General features: G+C 41.7%; 12 protein-coding genes. 5 read left to right on the top strand and 7 right to left on the bottom strand.

Translation table 11 applies throughout. The features are described 5' to 3' along the window. Nucleotides 1–214: IS3 family transposase (locus BM265_RS01170; RefSeq protein WP_143098643.1), on the top strand; the 214-nt coding region annotated here is incomplete at its 5' end. A gap of 147 nt (nucleotides 215–361) precedes the next feature. On the opposite strand, the gene BM265_RS01165 is transcribed toward BM265_RS01170, so the two are convergent. The 4 genes from BM265_RS01165 to BM265_RS01150 form a co-directional block, all read right to left on the bottom strand. Beyond that, a complete protein-coding gene (locus BM265_RS01165) occupies nucleotides 362–5,062 on the bottom strand; it encodes a hypothetical protein (protein ID WP_074959649.1) in 4,701 nt (1,566 codons plus the stop codon). Between the two features lie 42 nt (nucleotides 5,063–5,104). Next, nucleotides 5,105–5,884, bottom strand: coding sequence for a hypothetical protein (locus BM265_RS01160; RefSeq protein WP_074959648.1), 780 nt, complete (start codon nucleotides 5,882–5,884; stop codon nucleotides 5,105–5,107). A gap of 287 nt (nucleotides 5,885–6,171) precedes the next feature. Beyond that, a complete protein-coding gene (locus BM265_RS01155; protein ID WP_074959647.1) occupies nucleotides 6,172–6,513 on the bottom strand; it encodes a DUF6572 domain-containing protein in 342 nt (113 codons plus the stop codon). A gap of 55 nt (nucleotides 6,514–6,568) precedes the next feature. Next, a complete protein-coding gene (locus BM265_RS01150; RefSeq protein ID WP_074959646.1) occupies nucleotides 6,569–8,650 on the bottom strand; it encodes an EAL domain-containing protein in 2,082 nt (693 codons plus the stop codon). Between the two features lie 434 nt (nucleotides 8,651–9,084). On the opposite strand from BM265_RS01150, the gene BM265_RS01140 reads away from it, so the two are divergent. The 3 genes from BM265_RS01140 (at nucleotide 9,085) to BM265_RS01130 (ending at nucleotide 12,695) form a co-directional block, all read left to right on the top strand. Beyond that, nucleotides 9,085–9,375: a hypothetical protein gene (locus tag BM265_RS01140; protein ID WP_074959644.1), complete on the top strand. Its 291-nt coding sequence runs from the start codon at nucleotides 9,085–9,087 to the stop codon at nucleotides 9,373–9,375. 402 nt (nucleotides 9,376–9,777) lie between these two features. Further along, nucleotides 9,778–10,353: a phosphatase PAP2 family protein gene (locus BM265_RS01135; protein WP_074959643.1), complete on the top strand. Its 576-nt coding sequence runs from the start codon at nucleotides 9,778–9,780 to the stop codon at nucleotides 10,351–10,353. Nucleotides 10,354–10,535: 182 nt separating this feature from the next. Then, nucleotides 10,536–12,695 carry a substrate-binding domain-containing protein gene (locus tag BM265_RS01130; RefSeq protein WP_074959642.1) on the top strand — a complete coding sequence of 720 codons (2,160 nt, stop codon included), beginning with the start codon at nucleotides 10,536–10,538 and terminating at the stop codon, nucleotides 12,693–12,695. 148 nt (nucleotides 12,696–12,843) lie between these two features. On the opposite strand, the gene BM265_RS01125 is transcribed toward BM265_RS01130, so the two are convergent. Continuing rightward, a complete protein-coding gene (locus BM265_RS01125) occupies nucleotides 12,844–15,021 on the bottom strand; it encodes a carbohydrate binding domain-containing protein (protein ID WP_242940743.1) in 2,178 nt (725 codons plus the stop codon). Between the two features lie 425 nt (nucleotides 15,022–15,446). Between BM265_RS01125 and BM265_RS01115 the strand changes: the two genes are divergently transcribed. Next, nucleotides 15,447–17,072 carry a leucine-rich repeat domain-containing protein gene (locus BM265_RS01115; protein WP_177219519.1) on the top strand — a complete coding sequence of 542 codons (1,626 nt, stop codon included), beginning with the start codon at nucleotides 15,447–15,449 and terminating at the stop codon, nucleotides 17,070–17,072. Nucleotides 17,073–17,337: 265 nt separating this feature from the next. Here the strand turns inward: BM265_RS01115 and BM265_RS01110 are convergent, their stop codons facing one another. Beyond that, on the bottom strand, nucleotides 17,338–19,398 hold the full coding sequence (locus BM265_RS01110; protein WP_074959639.1) for a fibronectin type III domain-containing protein: 2,061 nt from the start codon (nucleotides 19,396–19,398) through the stop codon (nucleotides 17,338–17,340). Nucleotides 19,399–20,029: 631 nt separating this feature from the next. Further along, nucleotides 20,030–20,590: a DUF6630 family protein gene (locus tag BM265_RS01105; RefSeq protein ID WP_074959638.1), complete on the bottom strand. Its 561-nt coding sequence runs from the start codon at nucleotides 20,588–20,590 to the stop codon at nucleotides 20,030–20,032. Between the last annotated feature and the right edge of the window lie 161 nt (nucleotides 20,591–20,751).

The raw sequence follows: 20,751 nt of genomic DNA, 5'->3' as shown, positions 1-20,751 counted from the left end.
TATGTCCCGTGTCGGGAGATGCATCGACAACGGACCAATGGAAGGCTGGTGGGGTATCCTGAAGTCCGAGATGTACTATCTTCGCAAGTTTACGGATAAAACTGAGCTGATCTCGACGATAGAGGAATACATCACCTATTACAACACAAGGCGTTACCAGATCAAACTGAGCAGCATGACACCTATGGAATACCATGAAGCATATGCTGCGTGACCAGTCGGTGCTTGCCAATTGTTAACAACAAAGCAGCCTGCACAAATTGCACAGACTGCTTTTGGTCACTACATAGAATATTTTTGTTTTTACGCTGTCTACTTGACAGGGGGCGGGTCAAAAAGCTGAGCCTTTGTTTTATATCTGCTATGCCTCAGGTATGCTGACTTCATCATCTGCTTCGTAAATATCGCTGAAAAATCTGAGATAGGATTTATTACTATTAAACACATCCACGGTGGCTGTTACTGATTCGTCTGAAGTCTCAGCGGTCACATTATAATTAGTGATCGTAAAGCCGTTTGCCACTGTATAATCCTCCAGGGTAAATTCAAGCGCTGCATAGTTCTCGGCTGTATTTCTTTCCTCAAGGATATAATGGTATTGCAGGATGACCTGTTCAGTATTTATCAAATCATTCTGCTTGAAATATACCCCTGCTGTGTTATCATCAGAATCCGTAAGGGTCTGAGTGTTCACAGCATACTGATAAGATACGTTGTTATTATCTGTCACCTTGCGGGCTGTTATTTTTCCGTCATGATCATGTAGTGTTATGGTTTCTGTTACCTTTTGTGACGTTTCAAAAACAGGCTGAAGACTTTGGTTTGCTGTGACTGTTCCACCAGATGAGGTAAAGGTATATATAATATCACCTGATGTATTAACATCTATCTTATATACTACCAGTTCATCATCCTCAAATTGAACGCCTTTTGGAAGAACATAAATATTCTGCTCCACAGTCATCTTTTCACTTGTAACCACCGCATCACCTTTAGCTGTCGATACATCGAGATACAAAAGATAAGCGCCTGTTCCGCCGTAAACAGAACCCAGAGCATACTCGCCAGGAGATACGGGTATCTCAAAGTAGTATACTGCATTTCTGGTAATATTACTCGATGGCTGACGCTTTATCCAGTCAAGATCAAAGATCATCTCCCAGCCTTCGGCTGATAACGGTGCATTTTCGCCCACATATTGATACACATACTCGGTAGTATCATTTATAGTACGCTGATAGATACTGTCGATCTCATTTATCGCCTTGATGTCACCGACTTTCTTTCCCTCAGGGATATTATCGCCTTCTGCATCGCCTTCTGAATACCTTTCTATCTGATGCAGTGAAAAGAACGAGTCATCAGAATTATTGAAGAATGTACCCGCAAAGAAATTGATATAGCCTTGATAGTCTATATTCAGATCTATGCAGTTTCGCGGCATCTCATAGTTGTAATATGTTACCCCGCCAAGCTTTGCCGACGGAACAGTCAGCAGGTTCTGCATACTTATTGAAGCATCCATAAAATGCATACCGTAGACCATATTATCATCGGAATTTGATATCAGCGCCTGCATCTGTGCTTTTGAGGACACATACTTACAATAATTCTTCGGATCATATGCAGCTATGGTTTTTCTTCCTCCGCTGTCGATCGTATACATCCTGCTGTCAGTCAGAACGCCATTATCAAGCGAATTTGCGATGTTATAATATCCTTGATCTTCACTGTATTTTGATACACGGATATCTCCCGGCGGATTGCTGGCAGTATTATTTGCGCCGCTTATGATATAGCCCTTGTTGTCCGCCGAAACTTTTGTCGGGTCATTTTCATCCCATAACAGAGGATAGTAAGTCGGGGGTGTCTTGATGACTGAAGTACTGCCTGTCAGCGTCTCGGTTGTCTGAACTTCATCGGAAGACACTGATGCGGTAGCCGTTATCGCCGTACCCTCGCTCTTTATCTTGGCATCGCCTTCGATAGTCGCATTAGCGGAGATATCAAGGTATATAAGATAAGCGCCCTTTGTTTTTACAGTACCGCTGTCTTTTACAGCACCCATAGCATATTCGCCTGCATTAACAGGTATCTCAAAGTAATAAAGTGTATTGCTTAAATTCGGAGCATTTTTCAGATTACTCATATTAAATAATTCAGTGGACGCAGTACCTGTTGAATACGTATTATCCGTGTATTTATACACATATGGGTATTCCTCATTATTTGAACCGCTATTGCTGTATATCACTGATATTTCTTTTAGTGTAAATGCACTGTTGCTTGTACGGATAACATGATGTAATGAGAAAAAGGAGTCAGAATTTACATTGCTTTCAGTGAAATTTGTAGTATATGAACCTGCAAAGAAGTTTATTTTACCTGCTTCTTTCAATTTAAAATTGATTCCAGATTTAGGTACATAATAATCTGATAATGTTTGACCTAAGATCTTAGCACTTGAAATTTTAGTGTTTACGCCTGCTTCAATAGCAGCAGTATCAAAATGTATTCCATGAACATGGTTTTTACCTGCTAATAGATCTTGCAGAGATTCCCGCGCTTTTTCATATTTAGTGAATCCAAGCTCTGATACTGTCATTCTTGTTGACGGTAAACCATATGTAGTAGCTACAGTATTTGATTCATTGTGAGAATCCTTTATTCTTACCCAGCTACCGCCTGATTTAGTAAGTATCTCAACTTTACTGTCATTATAAGTAGCAGAAGAATCTGTTCCGCCTAACGATCTATAAATAAATTTAAGTGGATACGCTGCTGAACGGACACCAGCCGCTGCACTAGATGAACCGCTTCGTCCGACAATATAACCGGTATTAGTATCCAGAGCATTACCGTCTTCATCCATGTTTATTGGGATATATGTGTTATCTCGATATCTGAATACCAAATTTTCAGATGATGATAAATTTGCAGGGTTAGTAGTAGCAGATTTTGACATAACGATACTCATATCATTAACAGCCCATTCCTGTGTCGAGATTTGATTATTTTCTGACGGCGTTTTATTGTAAACAGTCTGATTCAACGCCTCAAAATCCATACTTCCGCCCCAGTCGAGACCATCACCAATGATATAATCCGTAACTATCCAATTATCGATATCTTCATCATAATACAATGCTTTATTTGAGTCTTCATTTCCTGTATCAACATATATTTTTCCCTTACTTCCACTTTTGTCGACATACCATATACTAGGATTATTCGTATTGGAAACATATAAACTATCGTTGTCCTGATCATATGTCAGATAATATCTGATGCCGTTTATCAAAGTTGATATTTTGTACCCGTTGTCTACAGGTTCTAAATCCCACGATATAGCATTATTAATATTTGTTATATCTACGATAGCCGGATCGCCGTTGTTCATCTGCACAGAAAGATAGTGATTTTCTGCCGTATCACAGATATAGTTTTTCGGCGGCTGACGAAGTTCCCAACTGTTTTGATCAGTATTATAACAAAGCGTATATTCATCAACAGATATGGAGGTCTTATCATCATTGACTGTCCAGCCCCAAAATGCAGTACTGCTAATACTCAGGTTGCCGTTAGATGCCGTCAGATATCTCTTGGAGTTATTTGATATCGTGTAAATGGCGTAAGTGTCAGCATTCCCTGCCTGCTCGAATACCCATTTGCTGGCAGAATTGTCCGAATTTGAATTTACCGCCGATGTTCCGCTGACCGTAAGATAATTTGAAGTAGAACCATCCTTGATATAAAATGATCCATATTTCCATATCTCGCTGCCTGTTACAGGCACAACAGCTATTTCCTTATCGCCATAAAGGTACATGAAATTAGTGGTATCTACTCTTTGTATAAAAGCATAAGATGCATCGGCATCGTTTGTTTCATCTGACATTCGCACATAATAAGAAGAGTTATTGCCTGCACTTACCGTTACAGGATAAGGTGATGTAACAGGAGAATGTGTTTCTGTGCCGTCTGTATTGTGGGTAATTGTATCCTCTGATACATAGTCCCGTGTCGTTTTGCCCTCAAGATCATTATACTCTCCCAGCAGCCTGTCGTACATTGCTTTCATATCTATGGTATTGCCCCATGCATTTCCCTGACCGCTGTTGCCGAAACGTCCCGAGCCGTCTTCGATCTTAGGATCATTGACCTTTACAGTTTCCAGCTTCAGGTTTCTGCGGTATGGCTCTTCACAGTAACCCACAAGGGCATAATCCGAAAGCTTATCGGTATACGAAAGCGCAGTATCAGCACTGCTGCTTATAGTGGAAGTCCCTGCCACCGTGACATTATCCATCACACCGTTAACATAGCCTGCAGCTATGCCTGCCAGCGCCTGAGTGCTGACCGTCTCTATCGCCACATCCTCGATAGTAAGATCGCTTACCGATGGTGCAGAGGAAGAAGCGGTGTAGTCTTCGGTATAGTCACCTATGACTCCGAACAGACCAACTATCTCCAGATCGCTTTTAAGCTCGTCATTATCAAGTGCATCACGCGGTATGCTGAACTTTCCGCTGCTCCATTCGTTGTTGAGTTCTGTTGTATCGTTTGAAATTTTCAAACCGCTTATGGTATAGCCGTTACCGTTGAAATTGCCCAGGAACGGATCTTCTTCATTTCCAACAGGCGGAAGTACCAGTCCGCTGGCATCTATATCACTGGTCAGCACAAAATATGTCTGCTCTCCGTCCTCATCGTTAAAGTATCCCAGATATTGCAGCCAGGCAAAATTATAAAGCTGGATCGCATTGTCGATCTGGTAAGGACCCCTACTGCTGTAACCAGTATCATTGTCATTATCGTATGAAGGATATGCTGTGTCAGGATCTTTATAATCATCAGCAGTTGTGCCTTCATCCGGTGCAGTTCCGTTTCCGCCGTTGAAATAAGCTGTCCTCACAGAACCGCGATAAGTATCAACGGGTATGTAGTCTTTTTTCTTTGCAAACCAAGCAAAAACCGATATACCCGCAGACAATGCCAGAAAGAGCGCAACGGTCACAGCAAATACAGATTTTTTCTCTTTTTTTCTATATAACATATCCATTCGCAACTCCTTTCTGTAAAGTAATATATTATTTTTACTGCCTTACTGAGGATATACCTTAATGATATCGCAGTCATTATAAACACTAACAGATTCTGTTAGTGTAAGGCTCGTTCCCTGTATGACATTTCTTACACTATCATCATCATAATTCATAAACAGCCATATCACAGATTCCTCGTCGGCTGACTGTGTAAAAGTCATAAGATCGATATTATTTGAATTATTTGAAAACTTCAACTCATCAGGGGCATTTGCTGAATCAAAATAACTGAGAGCATTGCTCCACAGATCATCAAGATCATCGTCATCAAGTATATCATCAAAATCACAGTTATCTTCAACATCACACTGAAACTTTGAGATATCGGATATGCAAAGCTCATTAGTATGACCTGTCTGGTTCCTGGTCAATCTGAGCACTGCCTGCCGTCCTGCTTCTACTTCTCCTTTAATATCTATCCTTAGAAGTACTCCTGCGTATTTATTTCGTTCGCTGAATATCATATCGTATTCACTTAGCAGAAGACCGTTTGATTCTTCAACATCAAATGAGTCTATCTCAGTGCATTTATCGGTATACAGGTCATACCTGAAAGCGCGGTACTCTACTTCATAGCCTTTGATATCCGCTGACCTTACCCCAAAACCCTCAACTCCCGCAGAGCGTGAAAATGCGAACCATGAAAGTGAATTGAATGAAAGTATTATCAATATAAAAGCAGCAGCAGCAAAAGCCATCACGATAGCAGATCTTATTATTTTGACTTTGTCCTTTTTGCCCACGGAAGGAGCGCGGTTTTTATGTTTTGATTTTACCATACGAACTCCCTCCTTCATTAATAAGGAAATATTATATTTATTATTTATTAATATATTTTACTATTAGCTCGGTATCTCCCGTTTTTATTATACAATAATTTATAGTTAATGTCAATAGTTATTGTGTATATTAACATTTTTATCGAGCTGTAAAAACTAAAACATTGCATGATTATTTGAGAATTTATAGTACAAATCACGAAAGCTATTCATAATTTCCATAAAAGAAAAGACATCCCCTTTTTCACCGGAAATGTCTTTTGCATTTATATGGGATGCTAACGAATTCAGTTGCGTTTTCCTCGTTCAATAATCAACGCAGAATTTTCAAATATCCTGCTCAGGACTTCTCCCACTTTTTCAAACATTTTAAGACAAGCATCGGGCTCCTTGAAAAGAAAACTGATGCGAAGCTCAATGCGGTCAACATCGGGATATTTTTCCTCGTACTGTTTTGAATCTATGTACCACAAATAGGTGTTGAGCTTTTGCCTCAGAAGTTCAAAATGACCAGCTGCGTCAGACCAGTCCATACCGTCAGCCAGCTGAAGTATCAGCATTTTCGTTTTTTCATTATAAGCCAGACCATCAATAGTATCTGTGTTTTTGATATTGTATTTATTATCCATTTATGTATCTCCTTCACGAAAAGCAGGAGATCGCTGCCGCGTCTCCTGCGCTGTTTTAAATATTCGGGATAAACTCCTTTTTTTCGCCGTTGATCTCGATATAGTATCTTCCGTCACCGACTTTGAAATTCTCGCCCTCTGCCGATGTGATATTATCAAGGTTTGAGTTGAGGTTGATCTTTACATCGACATTTCGGCAGTCAAAATCCGTAGTGCCCTTTGTACCGCCGAAAATATAAGCATTTTGTCCACCAGCGTCAACGTTCATTGACATATTGTGAAGCTTGACTTTGCTGTCATTGTATAGTGAACCAAGCACTGCCAGTTCATCCGACCGCACATCTGAAACAAAATTGGAATTATCTATCGTGACATTAGCATTGCCGCAAACAGAACCTACGCATACTGTTTCCTTGCCGCTGGTAATACTCTTGAAGCTCATGCCGTGAAGCAGGAGCTCAGCGTCAGCATCGCGGCTGCCAATGACAGCACCTTTAAGACAGGTGCTGATGAACTGCATACCGCAGTTTCTTATATCAAGGTCGGTGTTGCCTGTAAGCGAACCGATGACAACGCCGTTATTGCTGTTCATCTTTATTTCAAATACGCCCTGGTGAATATCTATCTCACCGCCCAGCCCTGAACCTATACAGGTCCCCTGCTGTCCGTAAGCCTCAATAATGAACTTTACATTGGCGCTGAAACTCAGCCTGCCGTGGCGCTTATCTATGGGTCCGCCAATGCCGTAGAATGAGGAATCATGAACATCTATTGCCATAGAGCCCACGCCCGTGAAGGTAAGTTCCGAACTTTCGGGTACGATTATACCGCCGTTGTGCAGGAAACAATCACCGAATATGGATAGCTCCGCTTCACAGTTCTCACCAATCTCAATGCAGGGACGGTTCTTCGTGTTAGAAAAATGTACGCTTTCAAGGGTCACCCTGCCTTTGAAACCACTGTCGATATCAAGATGGATATTGGTGTTCAGCGCAGAACTTCCGACAATGGTGATATCGCTGTTTTCCTCCGACGGGAGTATGCGTATACACTTGTATCCGTGCCTTTTGATCTTATCAAGCAGCACTCTCTCAGAACTTTCTACCCTGTAAACATGGGTGAGCTTTCCATCCTGACGCTGCTGCTGATAGCGCTTTATCTCCTGCTTTATCTCGTAGGGTATAGAAGTTATGAGCTCAGGAGAAGGTCGTGCGGTGTAATAGCCCTGAATAAGGTCAACGCCCATGAGTATCACTGTTTTCATTTCAAGACCTGTTTCAACGCCCTCAGCAAGGGCAAGTATGTTATTATCATGACAGAATTCGATTATATCACGGACAAAATGCCGCTTTCTGGGGTCGCTGTTTATCTCGCTCAGCAGCGAGCGGTCTATCTTCACGAAATTAGGCGTGTATCTCAGCAGATTGCGCACATTAGAATATCCCGTGCCATAGTCGTCAACAGCTATCCTGATATTCATGTTGCGGTACCTGTCCTTCATTATACCAAGCTGTATCTCGTCAGCCTCGGCACTCTCAGTAAGCTCAACTACCGCAGAATCAGAATTTTTGCTGAGAAGTTTACTTATCTTTTCAGCGTCAGATTCACCAAGTCGAACATTTGGGATACTATTTATAAAAACAGCCTTGCTGCCAAGCTTGTCCTTCTCACTTTCAATTATATTAAGCACATTTAAGAAAGTCGCTTTTTCTATATCCTCAAGTCTGTCGCTCAAGCCCGCATATTTAAGTATGTGATAAGGTGTTATCGAAGGATCGGCGGCTGAACGCATAAGGGCTTCATAGGAAAATATCTCGCCGTCAATGGCACTGACGATGGGCTGAAAATAATATTTCAGAAGATTTCCGTTGATTATCTCCTCTACCTTTTGAAGCTCGGATTTTTCGTTATCCGTCAGACAAGCGATACGACGAGATCTCAGTGCATCTCTGTTTTCAGCATCAACAGTGAGCATCTTTCCGCCGAGACGGTACAGCTGTACTTTCAGATCGGATATGTCCTTATCACCGAAACAACGTACACCTTCCTCTATAACATTTTCAAGATCAGCCTCACAGCGCACGGCAGATAATTCTCCGAAAAGTTTCGCAAGTGCAGCAATATCTTTTTTGTTCATACACGCCCTCCTTTCTTGTCACACTTTGTTTCAGGATTTATTATATTTTAACAGAAAAATGCAATAATGTCAATATCAATCTATGAATATTATAAAATTATAAACTATAAAAACGCAATATTCGATGAGAAGATCTACAGATCCAACTCATGCAGAAAAGCTGTCCGCAAAAATTACCTTGTAAATTTAAAACACATTTCTTTCGGGAAATTTTTTATAAAATCATCATTTTCAGAGCTTATTGTAACTAAAAAAATGTTTGTTAATTTCTAACATTTGTCTAAATCAACAAAATTGGTTCATAACCCTTGACGAGGACGTTTTTTTGTGCTAAAATATGCAAACGAGAGAAGCGAAGAGTTAAAATGTAAGCTTGTGAACCGAAAATTTTAGTAAGTCGAGATTAGAGAGAGAGTTTCACAGGAGATGATTATATGAACAAAAACGAACTTATGATGAATCACCCGAGTGTCGAACCCGACTGTTTCAGGAGAGGAAAACTGCGTATCCACGCTGAAAAAACAGACGAGCTCAAAGGCATAACAGAAATATACATGAAAGCACTGAGTGAGATAGGAGCATGGGATCTTGCAACAAAGAAATTAAACAAGAGCAAGGTCGACATAGTAAGCTTCAAGTACAACGGCACCATCGCTTTCATGCACGCAATATCAAAGCTTCGCTTCCCTGCAAGGTATACTGTCAGCACCGAGTGGGACATATGACCTTGGTCGAATATTGCGCGTGTCTAAAAATTTTGGAGAGATATCGGGCTTTAAAATACCGTAGGTGTAAAGGCACCTGCGGTATTTTCATTACTGACTTATGCTTTACTTTTGAAGAAAAAAGTGCTATAATTGACAAGTGCTTCCTAAACGTGTATCCGATATAAACTAACTTTTGTTTTGTTAGAAAATGAGCCTGTTTATTTCCGAGTTTCTGCTTGAATATTTTATTAAAATAACTTACTTTTACCAAAATATTAAATCGCGGATTGTTGCACAGTTCAAGGGAATGCATTTTTACATTCACATTTAAAATGTTGGAAATATTTGCCTGTAATATTTTTATACAGCACAATATAATTATAACATTGTTTCTTATTTATTTCAGGAGGAAACCTACTGATGTTTGAAAAATTAATTGAAATGGATGGACAGCTTCTGCTGTGGATACAGGAAAACCTTCGCTTCAACGCGTTGACACCTTTCGTTAAAGGTATTACCTACTCGGCTAATGGTGGTGCCATTATGATAATCGCTACGCTGATACTCATGATAATTCCGAAGACCCGAAAGCTTGGATTTTTATGCGCTGCAGCTCTGGTTGTGAATACCCTGATATGCAATGTGATACTGAAAAACCTGGTGGCGCGTGTACGGCCTTATGAAGTTGTTGACGGACTGAAACTAATTATCGGAAGACAAAAGGACTGGTCATTCCCATCGGGACATTCCTCGGCAGGATTTTCCATGAGCACGGTGTTATTCCGTGAGACCCCGAGAAAAATAGGCATACCGGTGCTGATTTTCGCACTGCTGATATCACTGTCGCGGCTTTACGTCGGTGTACACTACCCCACTGATGTCATCTGCGGTATTATACTCGGTGCACTGACAGGATTCTTCACCTGCACAGTTTACCACCGCGCGATCGCAAAAAATCAGATCCGTCTGCACAGAGGCGAACCCGTCACAAAATGATATGATATTTCAGCCCCGAGGAAATTCTCCCCGGGGCATTTTCAATAGCATACTTGAAATGTCTAAAAAATCCATTTCTTTTTCTGTCATTTAACTTCATCGTATTGCATTTTTTTGACAAATGTTGTATAATGTCAATATACATTTATCGTCAGCTGATGTACCGCAGGAGGTGTTCCGCCTTGAAAAAGCGCAAAATATTCGGAGTAGTTGCCGCAAATGCCGCTGATACAGAACAGCGCGAGATACTCAGAGGTATCATAAAAAAAGCACAGTCGATGAATATTGACATTGCGGTGCTCTCAAATATTTATAATCCGATGGTTACAGATGAAATATTCAAGACCGAGAACAAGATCTATAATCTTATACGTTCCGATGAATACGACGGCATAATACTGTTATCCGAATCGATCATAAACCCAGATATCCGAAAGTTACTAGTGGAAGAACTTCAGAAAAAAGACCTGCCCATGGTTGCTATCGGTACAGAGCTTCCTGATTTTGACCTGCCCGCTTTACAGTATATCAACACCTCCGACGAGACAGACATCGAAGATATCTGCGACCATCTGATAAATATCCACGGCTTTAAGAATATACATATTCTTACAGGCAATTATGAGCTTTCGGTTTCACATAAAAGGGTCGAAGGGTACAGGCGTTCTCTTGAAAAACATGGCATACCCTATGATGAAAATAAAGTCTTTTTTGGTGATTTCTGGATGATATCAGGTCATGCCCAAGCCAAGAGGTATATCAATGGTGAGCTCCCCTATCCAGAAGCACTTATCTGCTGCAACGACTACATGGCTTACGGTCTGCTTGATGAATTTCTCGAATGCCGCATCGATATCAACGAAAAAATGTCAGTTATCGGCTATGAGTATATCCGCGACAGATACTGCCACGTCCCTCTGCTGACTACTTTTCAGCGCAACAGATACGCACTTGGCATAATGGCTGTTGAACTTCTTACCGAAAAAGCAGGTATCCGAAATAACAGACTTTTATCAGAAATACCGCGAGGTCAGTTGATCTACGGAAATACTTGCCCATGCAAGGCGAAAATAACCGATATCCGCTCGGATTTCAAGACTGCTCAGCACAAAAACAGGTACGATTTTCTCGACCTTTTCAACCAGCTTGAACACAGCCTTATCGAGTGCAGGAACATCGTCGAATTTGTAAAGAAGATACACGAATTCAGCTCGCTGATACGCGATGTTGACAAGCTGTATATGTGCCTTTACGAAAACTGGTACGACTCTTCCGAAAATTCCTCTAATATGGTAAGCTACAATGTTCTGCATGACGAAGAACCTTTCGTGTTCTATAAAAACAATATCTCAGCAGTTTTCAGGAACGAAGCCGCACCATATTATTTCTGTCCTCTGTTTTTCTCCGACAGAGAACTGGGCTATGTAGCGCTGAGTTTTCGCGGACCAGATACTTTTGACCATTTTTTCAGGAACTGGCTGAAGACTGTTGCTAACTGTCTTGAATTTCTTCGCATGAAGAACGATATAAAATTCTATCTGCAATGTCAGGATATCTCGGAAGAACGCGAACCTCTGACGGGTATGCTGAACGAGAACGGTCTGAGAAAAGTCTACCACGATGCAGATAAAAGCAATCTCTGCCTGGTTGCACTGAGAATAGGGACTATACGCACCTACCCTTACAGCGCCTCACAAAACGAGCAGATAAATTCCGTACTTGATGCAGCAGAGGCCGTGCGGGAGTTCAGCGGCAACCATATATGCGGCAAGATAAACGAGGACACTTTTTTCTGCCTTATGCGGGATATCCCCGATACTGATGTGCTTACAAAGCAGCTCTCAGCAGTACTTTTGCACCACACCGCTTACATGAAGATAAACGGTCTGGATTCCTATGTCTGCGCGGCAATTCCCTGCGAGGACAACGACTATATTCAGCTTAAAGAAAAATGCTTCGCCAAAATGGCTGAAATGACAGATATGTTTTCATCAAGACGCACAAAGCCCCACTATAAAAAACTCAACAAACTCCGCACACAGTTCTATAATGACCCGCTCATCACCTTTGATTCTGAGGAAATTTACTCGCGTTTCAAAGGAAGTGCAGGATACCTGCGAACCATATTCCGCAAATGCTACGGCTTCACTCTTCACGATGACTGCATAAACGCTCGCATAGCGGCGGCAAGGTATTACATCACCATGTCGAATCTTTCAAATGCTGAGATAGCCGAAAAATGCGGGTACAAGGATCTCAAATACTTCCTGCGGCAGTTCCAGCAGGTCAGCGGATATACTGTACTGAAGTACCGATCAATGTGGTCTTATACAAAACAATAATATCAAAAGGGAGAACGTGATAATTCGTTCTCCCTTCTTTTTTTCAATAAAACAGAAGAAAGAATAACATTGAACAAAATGGGATAACACTTTACTCGTTATTCTTTCTTCTTAGATTTTTTCTATTTAGTTCAGTGGATCAAGCACATTAAACAACAGTTACAATAACTGCATTCTTGATAGCATTATTTACATCCCATGTACCGTTGACCTTTGCAGCGATAGCTACCTTGTAGCTCATGCCGGGTGTCAGGTTCTTAGGAGTTACGTAAGATGTAGAAGAACCGGAAATAGACTGAGTCTGGATTCTCCACTTGCCTGCCAGATATACTGCGATACCGTAGTTCTGAGCATTCTGAACAGGGCTCCATGTGAACTGGATCTGATGATACTGAGCGCTGTAGTTTACCTGGATATTCTTAGGATAAGTATCACCGGTAGTTGTCTGATTATTGTTATTATTGTTGTTATTGTTGTTATTCTGATTTACCTCAGGAACACCTGCGCCGGGCAGAGTCTTGCCTGCGGGTGCGCATATAGCCTCATCGATGTAGAAGTTAGTTGTGGAATCCTTGGTCTCTACATAGATAACAGGATTCTGTGCATCAGAGGGGATAGTGTAGTTGGTGTTGGAGAGCTGCAGGTACTTACCCTTAGGGCAAACACCCTCAGCGATAGACGAATAATGCTGCTCACCGGAAGCATCCTGATAATTCAGCTTGAGGTAGAATGTATCAGTATCGTCACCGTCAAGCTCAGTAACGTTTACGGAGAAGCTGTAAGCCTGACCGGCCTTTACTGCGTAAGGAAGTGAACGCTCAGCGCCCATCCAAGCACTTGTACGGTTTGTAACTACCAGAGCCTCAGAACCCTGATAAGGTGTTCTGCCGGACTTCATAACTTCGGTGCTGCCGTGTGCCTGCCAGTTAACGTCATCCTCGAATGTGTCGTGGAAGTAGTAACCGTCAGAATCAAGACCTGTGTTGGGGTCGGTATTGTTATTGTTGCCGGGATCAACAGTTGTAGAACCGCCTTCAAGAGTAACTACGAAAGTAGAAACGCTCTGTGCAGGGAGCTGTGACCAGAAAGTAGTTCCGCCGTTGTCGATCGTAAGGTTGTCGGTCTTAGCAAGGTTCTCGCTGCCGGATGTACGCCATCTGTCAATATCGATAATGTTCTTGCCAAGTGAGAACTGCTGAGAATAGCCGGAAGTGGTATTATTGATAGCAACGATAGTTACCTGATTCTTATTGTTCTTGTATGCAGATACCCAAACGTTAGTAGAGGGCTGCTCAGTGATATCTATACGAACATCGCCGGGTCTGACGAACTTAGAGTACTGTGCGAAGATATAACCACGCTTTGACATCTTGTGTGTATCTTCACGGATGATGCTGTAGTTACGGCGAAGAGGCCATACAACATAAGCCTGCATTCCGCCAACTACCATTGAATCATGAATGCTTACAGCCTGCTTCAGGTTATCAGGCCACTTGTTTGAATCGACATTGCTGTCTGGAACATATACTTCTGTCATCCACAGCTGTTTGCCGCAGCTTTCAAGTGCCGGGAAGTCCATCTTACTTCTGGGTGTGCCATAGAAGTGAGTTCCGAATATGTCACAGTTTGCAAAAGCCTTTGAGTTATTAAGGATCTTTGAGTAGTAGTCCTTACCATTGTTATATGCGCCATACTGGAATGATTCGGGCGACATGAGCTTTGTGCTGGTTATCTGGTCGCCATAGTTTGCAATGAAGTCAGTAGTCTCGTCCGGTGTCCAAGCTGTCCACTCCTTAGCGTAGTCAGGCTCATTCTGTACAGAGATAGCATACAGATCAACGCCGTTCTGCTTCATGTATTTACCGAAATCATTAAGGTGCTGAGCGTATGCTCCATAATTCCTTTTAGGAAGATGGAGCTTACCGCCGTAAGCAGAGCCGTTTTCAGCCAGACTTGCGGGTGGCTCCCAGGGTGAAGCGAAAATGGTGATACCTCTCTTAGCGGCATACTGTGCTGTCGGGAGTACCTTGTACCACTGGTTTTTATCAGGGTTTACGTATACTCTCAGAATTGTACAGCCCAGCTGGTCATTACCGTTTTCAAAAGCGATAGCACGATCTGCATCAGTCAGATCGCCGTACCACTCAACGTGGTTGATACCGCCAAAACCGTCGATCTTCTGATAGGTCTTGTTCAGGTTGGCAGTACACATACTTGCAGCATTTGCCTCAATAGTCACATTAGACAGAAATGCTGACTGTGAAAAAAGCAGAGCGCCCGCAGCAAATGCGGAGGTCAGCTTTTTAACACTGGTGTTGATTTTCATATTAAACTCCTCCTTCTGATTGTGTATAAAAACAATCAAAACCCGCGCTTATTAAATAAGCACATATCCCATTTTGTTATTATATTATACTAAATTTATCCCAAGAGGTCAACTCACATCGTGGACATTTGGTGTAAAAAGTGGATATTATTTGTTCAATATTTTTATCTTTTTATCATATCCCATACATATCTATAAGATAGTACAGATAAAAGGAAATGGCGGACTACTAATTTTATATTTCATTATATACAAAGGTTGCTTGACGATTATGAACAAATATGATATAATGTTCAAAATGCTATTGGAAATTGAATTTTTAATTAACATAGAAAGAACTGGCAATTATGCAAAAGTGCGTTACAATTCCACAGGTTAAGCGTACTTGTCTTTCTTATTTCAATATCAACACAAGCGTAACTCAAATGGATAGTCCCTTTTTAGATGTGCTTTTTTGCTGTAAAAAGGTAATTGCAGGTATGCTGTCTTTAGCTCTTGTAGCAGGTGCTGTGCCTGCGAGCGTTGGAGGCTTTTTGACAGGAGGCACGGCTATTGTGGCAAGTGCAGCAACGGAAGTAGCTTCCGGCGACTGCGGTACAACAGGTCATCAAACCGAAGTAACATGGACACTCGACAGCGACGGTGTGCTTACGATCAGTGGAACAGGTCCTATGGCGAGTTATAGCCAGAAAAATATGCCTTGGGAAAATTATAGAAAAGATAAAACACCCAAAATAACAAAAATAGTTGTAGAACCCGGTATCACTAAAATAGGTGATTATGCATTTTATAATTGCACATCATTAAATAAAGTTACTATTCCGAACACTGTTACAAGCATAGGAGCTTCTTCATTTAAATGGTGTTATTTATTAGACTCTGTTTATATCCCAAATTCTGTTATATCCATCTACAGTAGCGCATTTAACGGTTGTCAAAATCTTAAAACTGTTAATTTTGAAGATAGAATTGCATCATCGCTTTCTATTGGCAGTGGTTGTTTTGTTTCCTGTAACGAATTAGCTACAATTACCCCCTCTGGTTTAATGTATAGTTCAGGCGGAAAAACATATAGCCTTTCTGAAGATGCACTGAGAAGTGGTAATATCACTATTCTGCCGAACGTCACACTTGCTTTGGTTCCTGCTGTAGAAGCAACCTGCAAAACAAACGGAAACAGCGCATATTACGAAGGCTCAAACGGAAAGTATTATACGCTTATAAACAATGAATATGTTGAGATCGAACCAGACTCCTGGATCATCCCGGCAACAGGTCACACCTACGATGAGACTTCACCCATGTGGACATGGATAAGGAACGGTGACACCTATGACGTTAGCGTGAAGTTCAAGTGCAAGAACTGCGGTGATATCGTAACTCCCGAAGAAACACCGACACTTACTATTACTGAAAATGACGGTATCAAAACATTCACTGCCTCTGTAACATATAATATTATTGAATACCAAAGCACCAAGAACGAGTCAACAAGCTACACAATCACTATCAACGGTAATGAAAAGCAGTATAAATACGGTACACAGGTTAAGGCAGTAGCAAATGTTCCCGCAGGCCAGTATTTCGAGGGCTGGTATGAGACCGGTACAGATAACAAGATCAGCGGTTCGAAGACTTACTACTTCTATGCTACCCGAAATATGAACATTGAACCGAGGTATTCAGATAATATAGTTACGGCACAACCTGTTCTTACTATGAATATTTCTGATAGAGAGGATATTGGAAATGGTAAGAATAAGGTATCATTCACATATGATTGGGAACTGCCCGACGGCTATACACTTGAAAAAGCTGCGATCGTAAGAAGCTATGAAGTAGCCGAGCCCAATATCAGCACATCCGACACAAATGTGCATTATACAGCTCTTACAAATGCAAGAGGAACATACAGGATCAATCTCACGATGGGTACCGTAAGTGCTGCTAAGACCCTTCGTGTCTGCGGTTATATCAAGTACAAAGATAATAACGGAGAATCGCATGAAGCTTATACAGATGTATTGACTTCTGCTCCGTTAAATCAATAAATAGATCGGAGAAATACTAATGGAAAAGAAAATGCAGAAACCCGAAATGGAGATAATTCACTTTGAAACAGAAGATGTAATTGTTGCATCAGGCGGAGGGACACAGGAAGATTATATTACTGATCCTTGATCCCTGACAAATAACATAACCTAAGACCGGCAGTCCCCGAAGGAACTGCCGGTCTTTATATTGCTATTGAATTTGTATCATCCTAATGATCAAATCGACTAGTGTGAAACCTCTTTTGTGCGTAGCAATATGTCCTTAGTCTACAGATAGAGCGTACCTACATTTAAATTCTATTGGAGACATGAAGTCAAAACCATCGAAGTAGATAGCGCACAAATTTTCGTCCTCACTGATTATTGTGTCTTCTGATAAAGAAACTGTGTATTCCTTACCTTCAGCATTTGTTATTTTCAGACAGGAGCTAAGATCACCGATACCGGGAGTTTTCTGCCTGATACCGAACTGCATAGAACCGCCGTTAGGTGCCAAGATATGTCTGGGCAGAGTTTGCTGAGCGGTATTGTTCTTGTTGCTGTCAAAGAACTCGAAGTACTGTGAATCACCGGGAACAGCGCAACTGATATCCCAAGTCTGCTGTTCACCGCTGTAGTTGTAAAGTGTTATCCAGTACTCATTATCTTCAAGGCTTAGCTGATCGGCAGCCGAGGGGACGGAAACTGTAACAGCGTGTGCGGGAGCCTGTGCAGTCACCCATTTGCCGTTAACTTTTGCTACTACGACTGTCTTGTAAGAACCGCTCTGCACCTTAGGTGAAGTCCATGTGCGGACATTGCTGTCCAGCTGCTTAGCGATCTGCCACTTGTTTGCGAGGCAAACTGCTACTGCATATTTCTCAGCACCGGGAACTGCTTCCCACTTGTAGCCTATCTTTTCGTTGATGACCTTGGTCTGGAATTTGGGATAGAGGTTTGTGACTGTATCCTTCGGGGTAACTGTTATGGCATTGGAGAAATCAGTGATCCACTGTCCGCTGGATTTTGATACAACTGCAACTTTGTAGCTGCCGCCTGCCTTCAGGTTTTTAAGTACATAAGATGTACCTGTGCCATGATCGAGAAGCTTCCACTTGCCGTTAATATAGCCTGCAACACCGTACTCTTCTACACCTTCTACTTCTGTCCAGCTGAGCTTTACTGCGCCCTGACCCTTTTCATAGGAGATCTTAGGTGCGGTATAGGTTAGCTTTGGTAGAACTACAATACAGTGGTTCTCCCATGACTCGTCATCGATGGTCACTGTCGCAACATAGTTAATGAAGCCTGTTTTGTTGTAAGTAGCCGGATATACATTCTTTTCTACGACCGTGCCGTCTTCATCGATCACCTTTGCACCGCATTTCTTGCACTTCACGGTAAGGTGGGCAGAAGTATGATCGTTGTTCCATGTCCATTCGGAATCGTCCAGGTCGTGACCGAGTGCTTTGACAACGGTATCAGCTTGAGTTATCTCATTTTTGCTCTTTTCATCGGCGTAAAATTTGTTATTGATCGGATCAAACCAGAATTCAGTATTGCCGTCCTCGGTGCAGGTGGGATCTTTGGCATCGACGTGAATGATGCGCTCTTCGTAGTTTCCCATATCGCCGAATCTTATTTTCTGGGAAATACTTATCTGCACATTTCCCTCAAGATCTTCATATAGTGTAACGAACTCATAAGTCGGTTCTGCTCCGGGATAAACAACTGTGGATTTGCAAAGGAGCAGATGGTTCGTACCTGCTACCACCTGACTTCCGAGATATGCTATCGGTCTGATATCTACGCCTCCACTGCCTTCCATTTTCTTATTGAATAAATCCAGAACATCTTTATGAGCTGAAAGTGATGTATCTCCGTCATTTACAGCATAGCCGCCGGTGGCTCCCTCAGCTGGGCTTCTCAATACCGTTGTCCACCCGATGATCTCAGCTCCGCCCTTAAGATCCTCGTAGATGTATATCAGCTGATAAGAGGGTCTTGCCTTCGGAGCGACAGCCTTGACTTTGCATAACATACAGTAATTAGTACCTGCCACGCACTGCCTTGCAAGTACTGCAACAGGGGTGTATGCAACGCCGTCGATGTTGCTGGTCGCCTTTTCCAGAGCATCAATAGCATCAGGGTTGTTTTCGGGCGATGTACTGCCTTTTACGACCTCCCAGCCGCCTGTTACACCACCGCGACCATTAGTATAGGTGATCTCAGTTTGGTTATTACTTTCTGCACTTGCTGCAACAGCAGGCAGACAGCCTGCAATGCACAGAGCAGCGGTCAGACCCGCCAGTGTACGCTTCATAACGTTATGTTTCTTTTCCAATTTGATTACCTCCGTTTTCAATTGATCTTTTTTTATACGCCAGAATGTTGTCAGGGCAACGCCGTGCGATCACTTCATAGTTGTTCCTATTGCAAAAGTTATATATCGGTTCCGCGGATTTTTGCCGCCAACATAATATATACGTTTCGTGGGAATGATTATTTTGATGTGATCTTTCACAAATATATGGGGCATCGAATGTGCGTGCTGCACAAAATCTGCAAGCAGATGGTGTACAAAAACGTTATCCGATGGTCGTGCGGTGCTGCCTTGGTTTGTTCATCTAACATTAATGATTATATTACAGTTTTTCAGACAGCGCAAGCATTTCTGCTGAACTTTTATTATTCCAGAAATGAATTTGTAGAAATTAAACATTCAGGATATTGTAAGTTAGGCAAAGGTGACGAGCGTCAGTAGCCATAAAATGGCTTATTTTTCCAGTTTTTTTACATCTGAATTCGGCAATTGCAGACAGTGGAGAATAAAAGAGAAAGATCACAGTTTATGGGCTGTGACCTTTTTATCTTGTCTTTCTTTCCAATGATGAACTATTATAAATAGTATGTGATAAGACTTGTCATGAAATCAGATCGGGATAAAATATCAAAGGAAACTTCTCATCATCTGTTTACAGATTTTTTGCAAAGTCTATCCTATGACCAATACTTCCTGCGCTATCCTTTAGCTTCTCCAGCGTTTGGATATCGGTAAGAAAGATCACATAGCTGTCGCTGTCAATATCTATACCGCCTATGCAGAGTTTTCGATCTTTGAGCTGTTCGTCAAGCTTATCAAGCCAGATAGTAATGTCATCATCGGCAGAAAGATCATTCTCATCAAAATTTACGTTTTCATCGGCAACAGAGTCAAGCTTACCAAGATTGAAAATAAGATCTTCAAGTTCACAGCTGAAATCAAGCTCCGCTGCATATGCGTTATTTATCAGAATATCCACGCAGCCTATCCACATAAGAGTATCGGTGTCGGTATCATCGGGAGAAATCCCGCGCTCGGAATACGGAGCTGCGTTTTTAACAGCGTAATCTTTTGGGGAACTTGTACATTCGGCGATCTGTGCTGCTATATTTTCCTTGTCTTTGCAGATCGTCCTGAAAATTTCAGCTATTATCTTAGAATTGTCCGCGCTGTCGTTGGCTGTCTTTTTCTTAAATTTATCAATTAATCCCATAACTACTGTCCTTTTACATATTTATTAACTCTGTTTGGCTTTAATGAGCAGGCAAAATTCTACTCTTTTTCTGTGATTATACATCATCATCGATGAAAAGTCAAGTTTAAGCGAATCAGAAATAATATAGCTTAAAATATTTTATTTTCTTGTACAAACGG

The organism is Hominimerdicola alba, assembly GCF_900112155.1.
Classification (GTDB): Bacteria; Bacillota; Clostridia; order Oscillospirales; family Ruminococcaceae; genus Hominimerdicola; species Hominimerdicola alba_D.
Note: the sequence above shows the minus strand (reverse complement) of the source record. Positions and strands in the feature narration are given on the sequence as shown.

Bases quoted from the DNA above. Each gene is read 5' to 3' on its own strand.
- BM265_RS01165 (WP_074959649.1), bottom strand. From the start codon at position 5,062: ATGGATATGTTATATAGAAAAAAAGAGAAAAAATCTGTATTTGCTGTG.
- BM265_RS01160 (WP_074959648.1), bottom strand. From the start codon at position 5,884: ATGGTAAAATCAAAACATAAAAACCGCGCTCCTTCCGTGGGCAAAAAG.
- BM265_RS01155 (WP_074959647.1), bottom strand. From the start codon at position 6,513: ATGGATAATAAATACAATATCAAAAACACAGATACTATTGATGGTCTG.
- BM265_RS01150 (WP_074959646.1), bottom strand. From the start codon at position 8,650: ATGAACAAAAAAGATATTGCTGCACTTGCGAAACTTTTCGGAGAATTA.
- BM265_RS01140 (WP_074959644.1), top strand. From the start codon at position 9,085: ATGAACAAAAACGAACTTATGATGAATCACCCGAGTGTCGAACCCGAC.
- BM265_RS01135 (WP_074959643.1), top strand. From the start codon at position 9,778: ATGTTTGAAAAATTAATTGAAATGGATGGACAGCTTCTGCTGTGGATA.
- BM265_RS01125 (WP_242940743.1), bottom strand. From the start codon at position 15,021: ATGAAAATCAACACCAGTGTTAAAAAGCTGACCTCCGCATTTGCTGCG.
- BM265_RS01115 (WP_177219519.1), top strand. From the start codon at position 15,447: ATGGATAGTCCCTTTTTAGATGTGCTTTTTTGCTGTAAAAAGGTAATT.
- BM265_RS01105 (WP_074959638.1), bottom strand. From the start codon at position 20,590: ATGGGATTAATTGATAAATTTAAGAAAAAGACAGCCAACGACAGCGCG.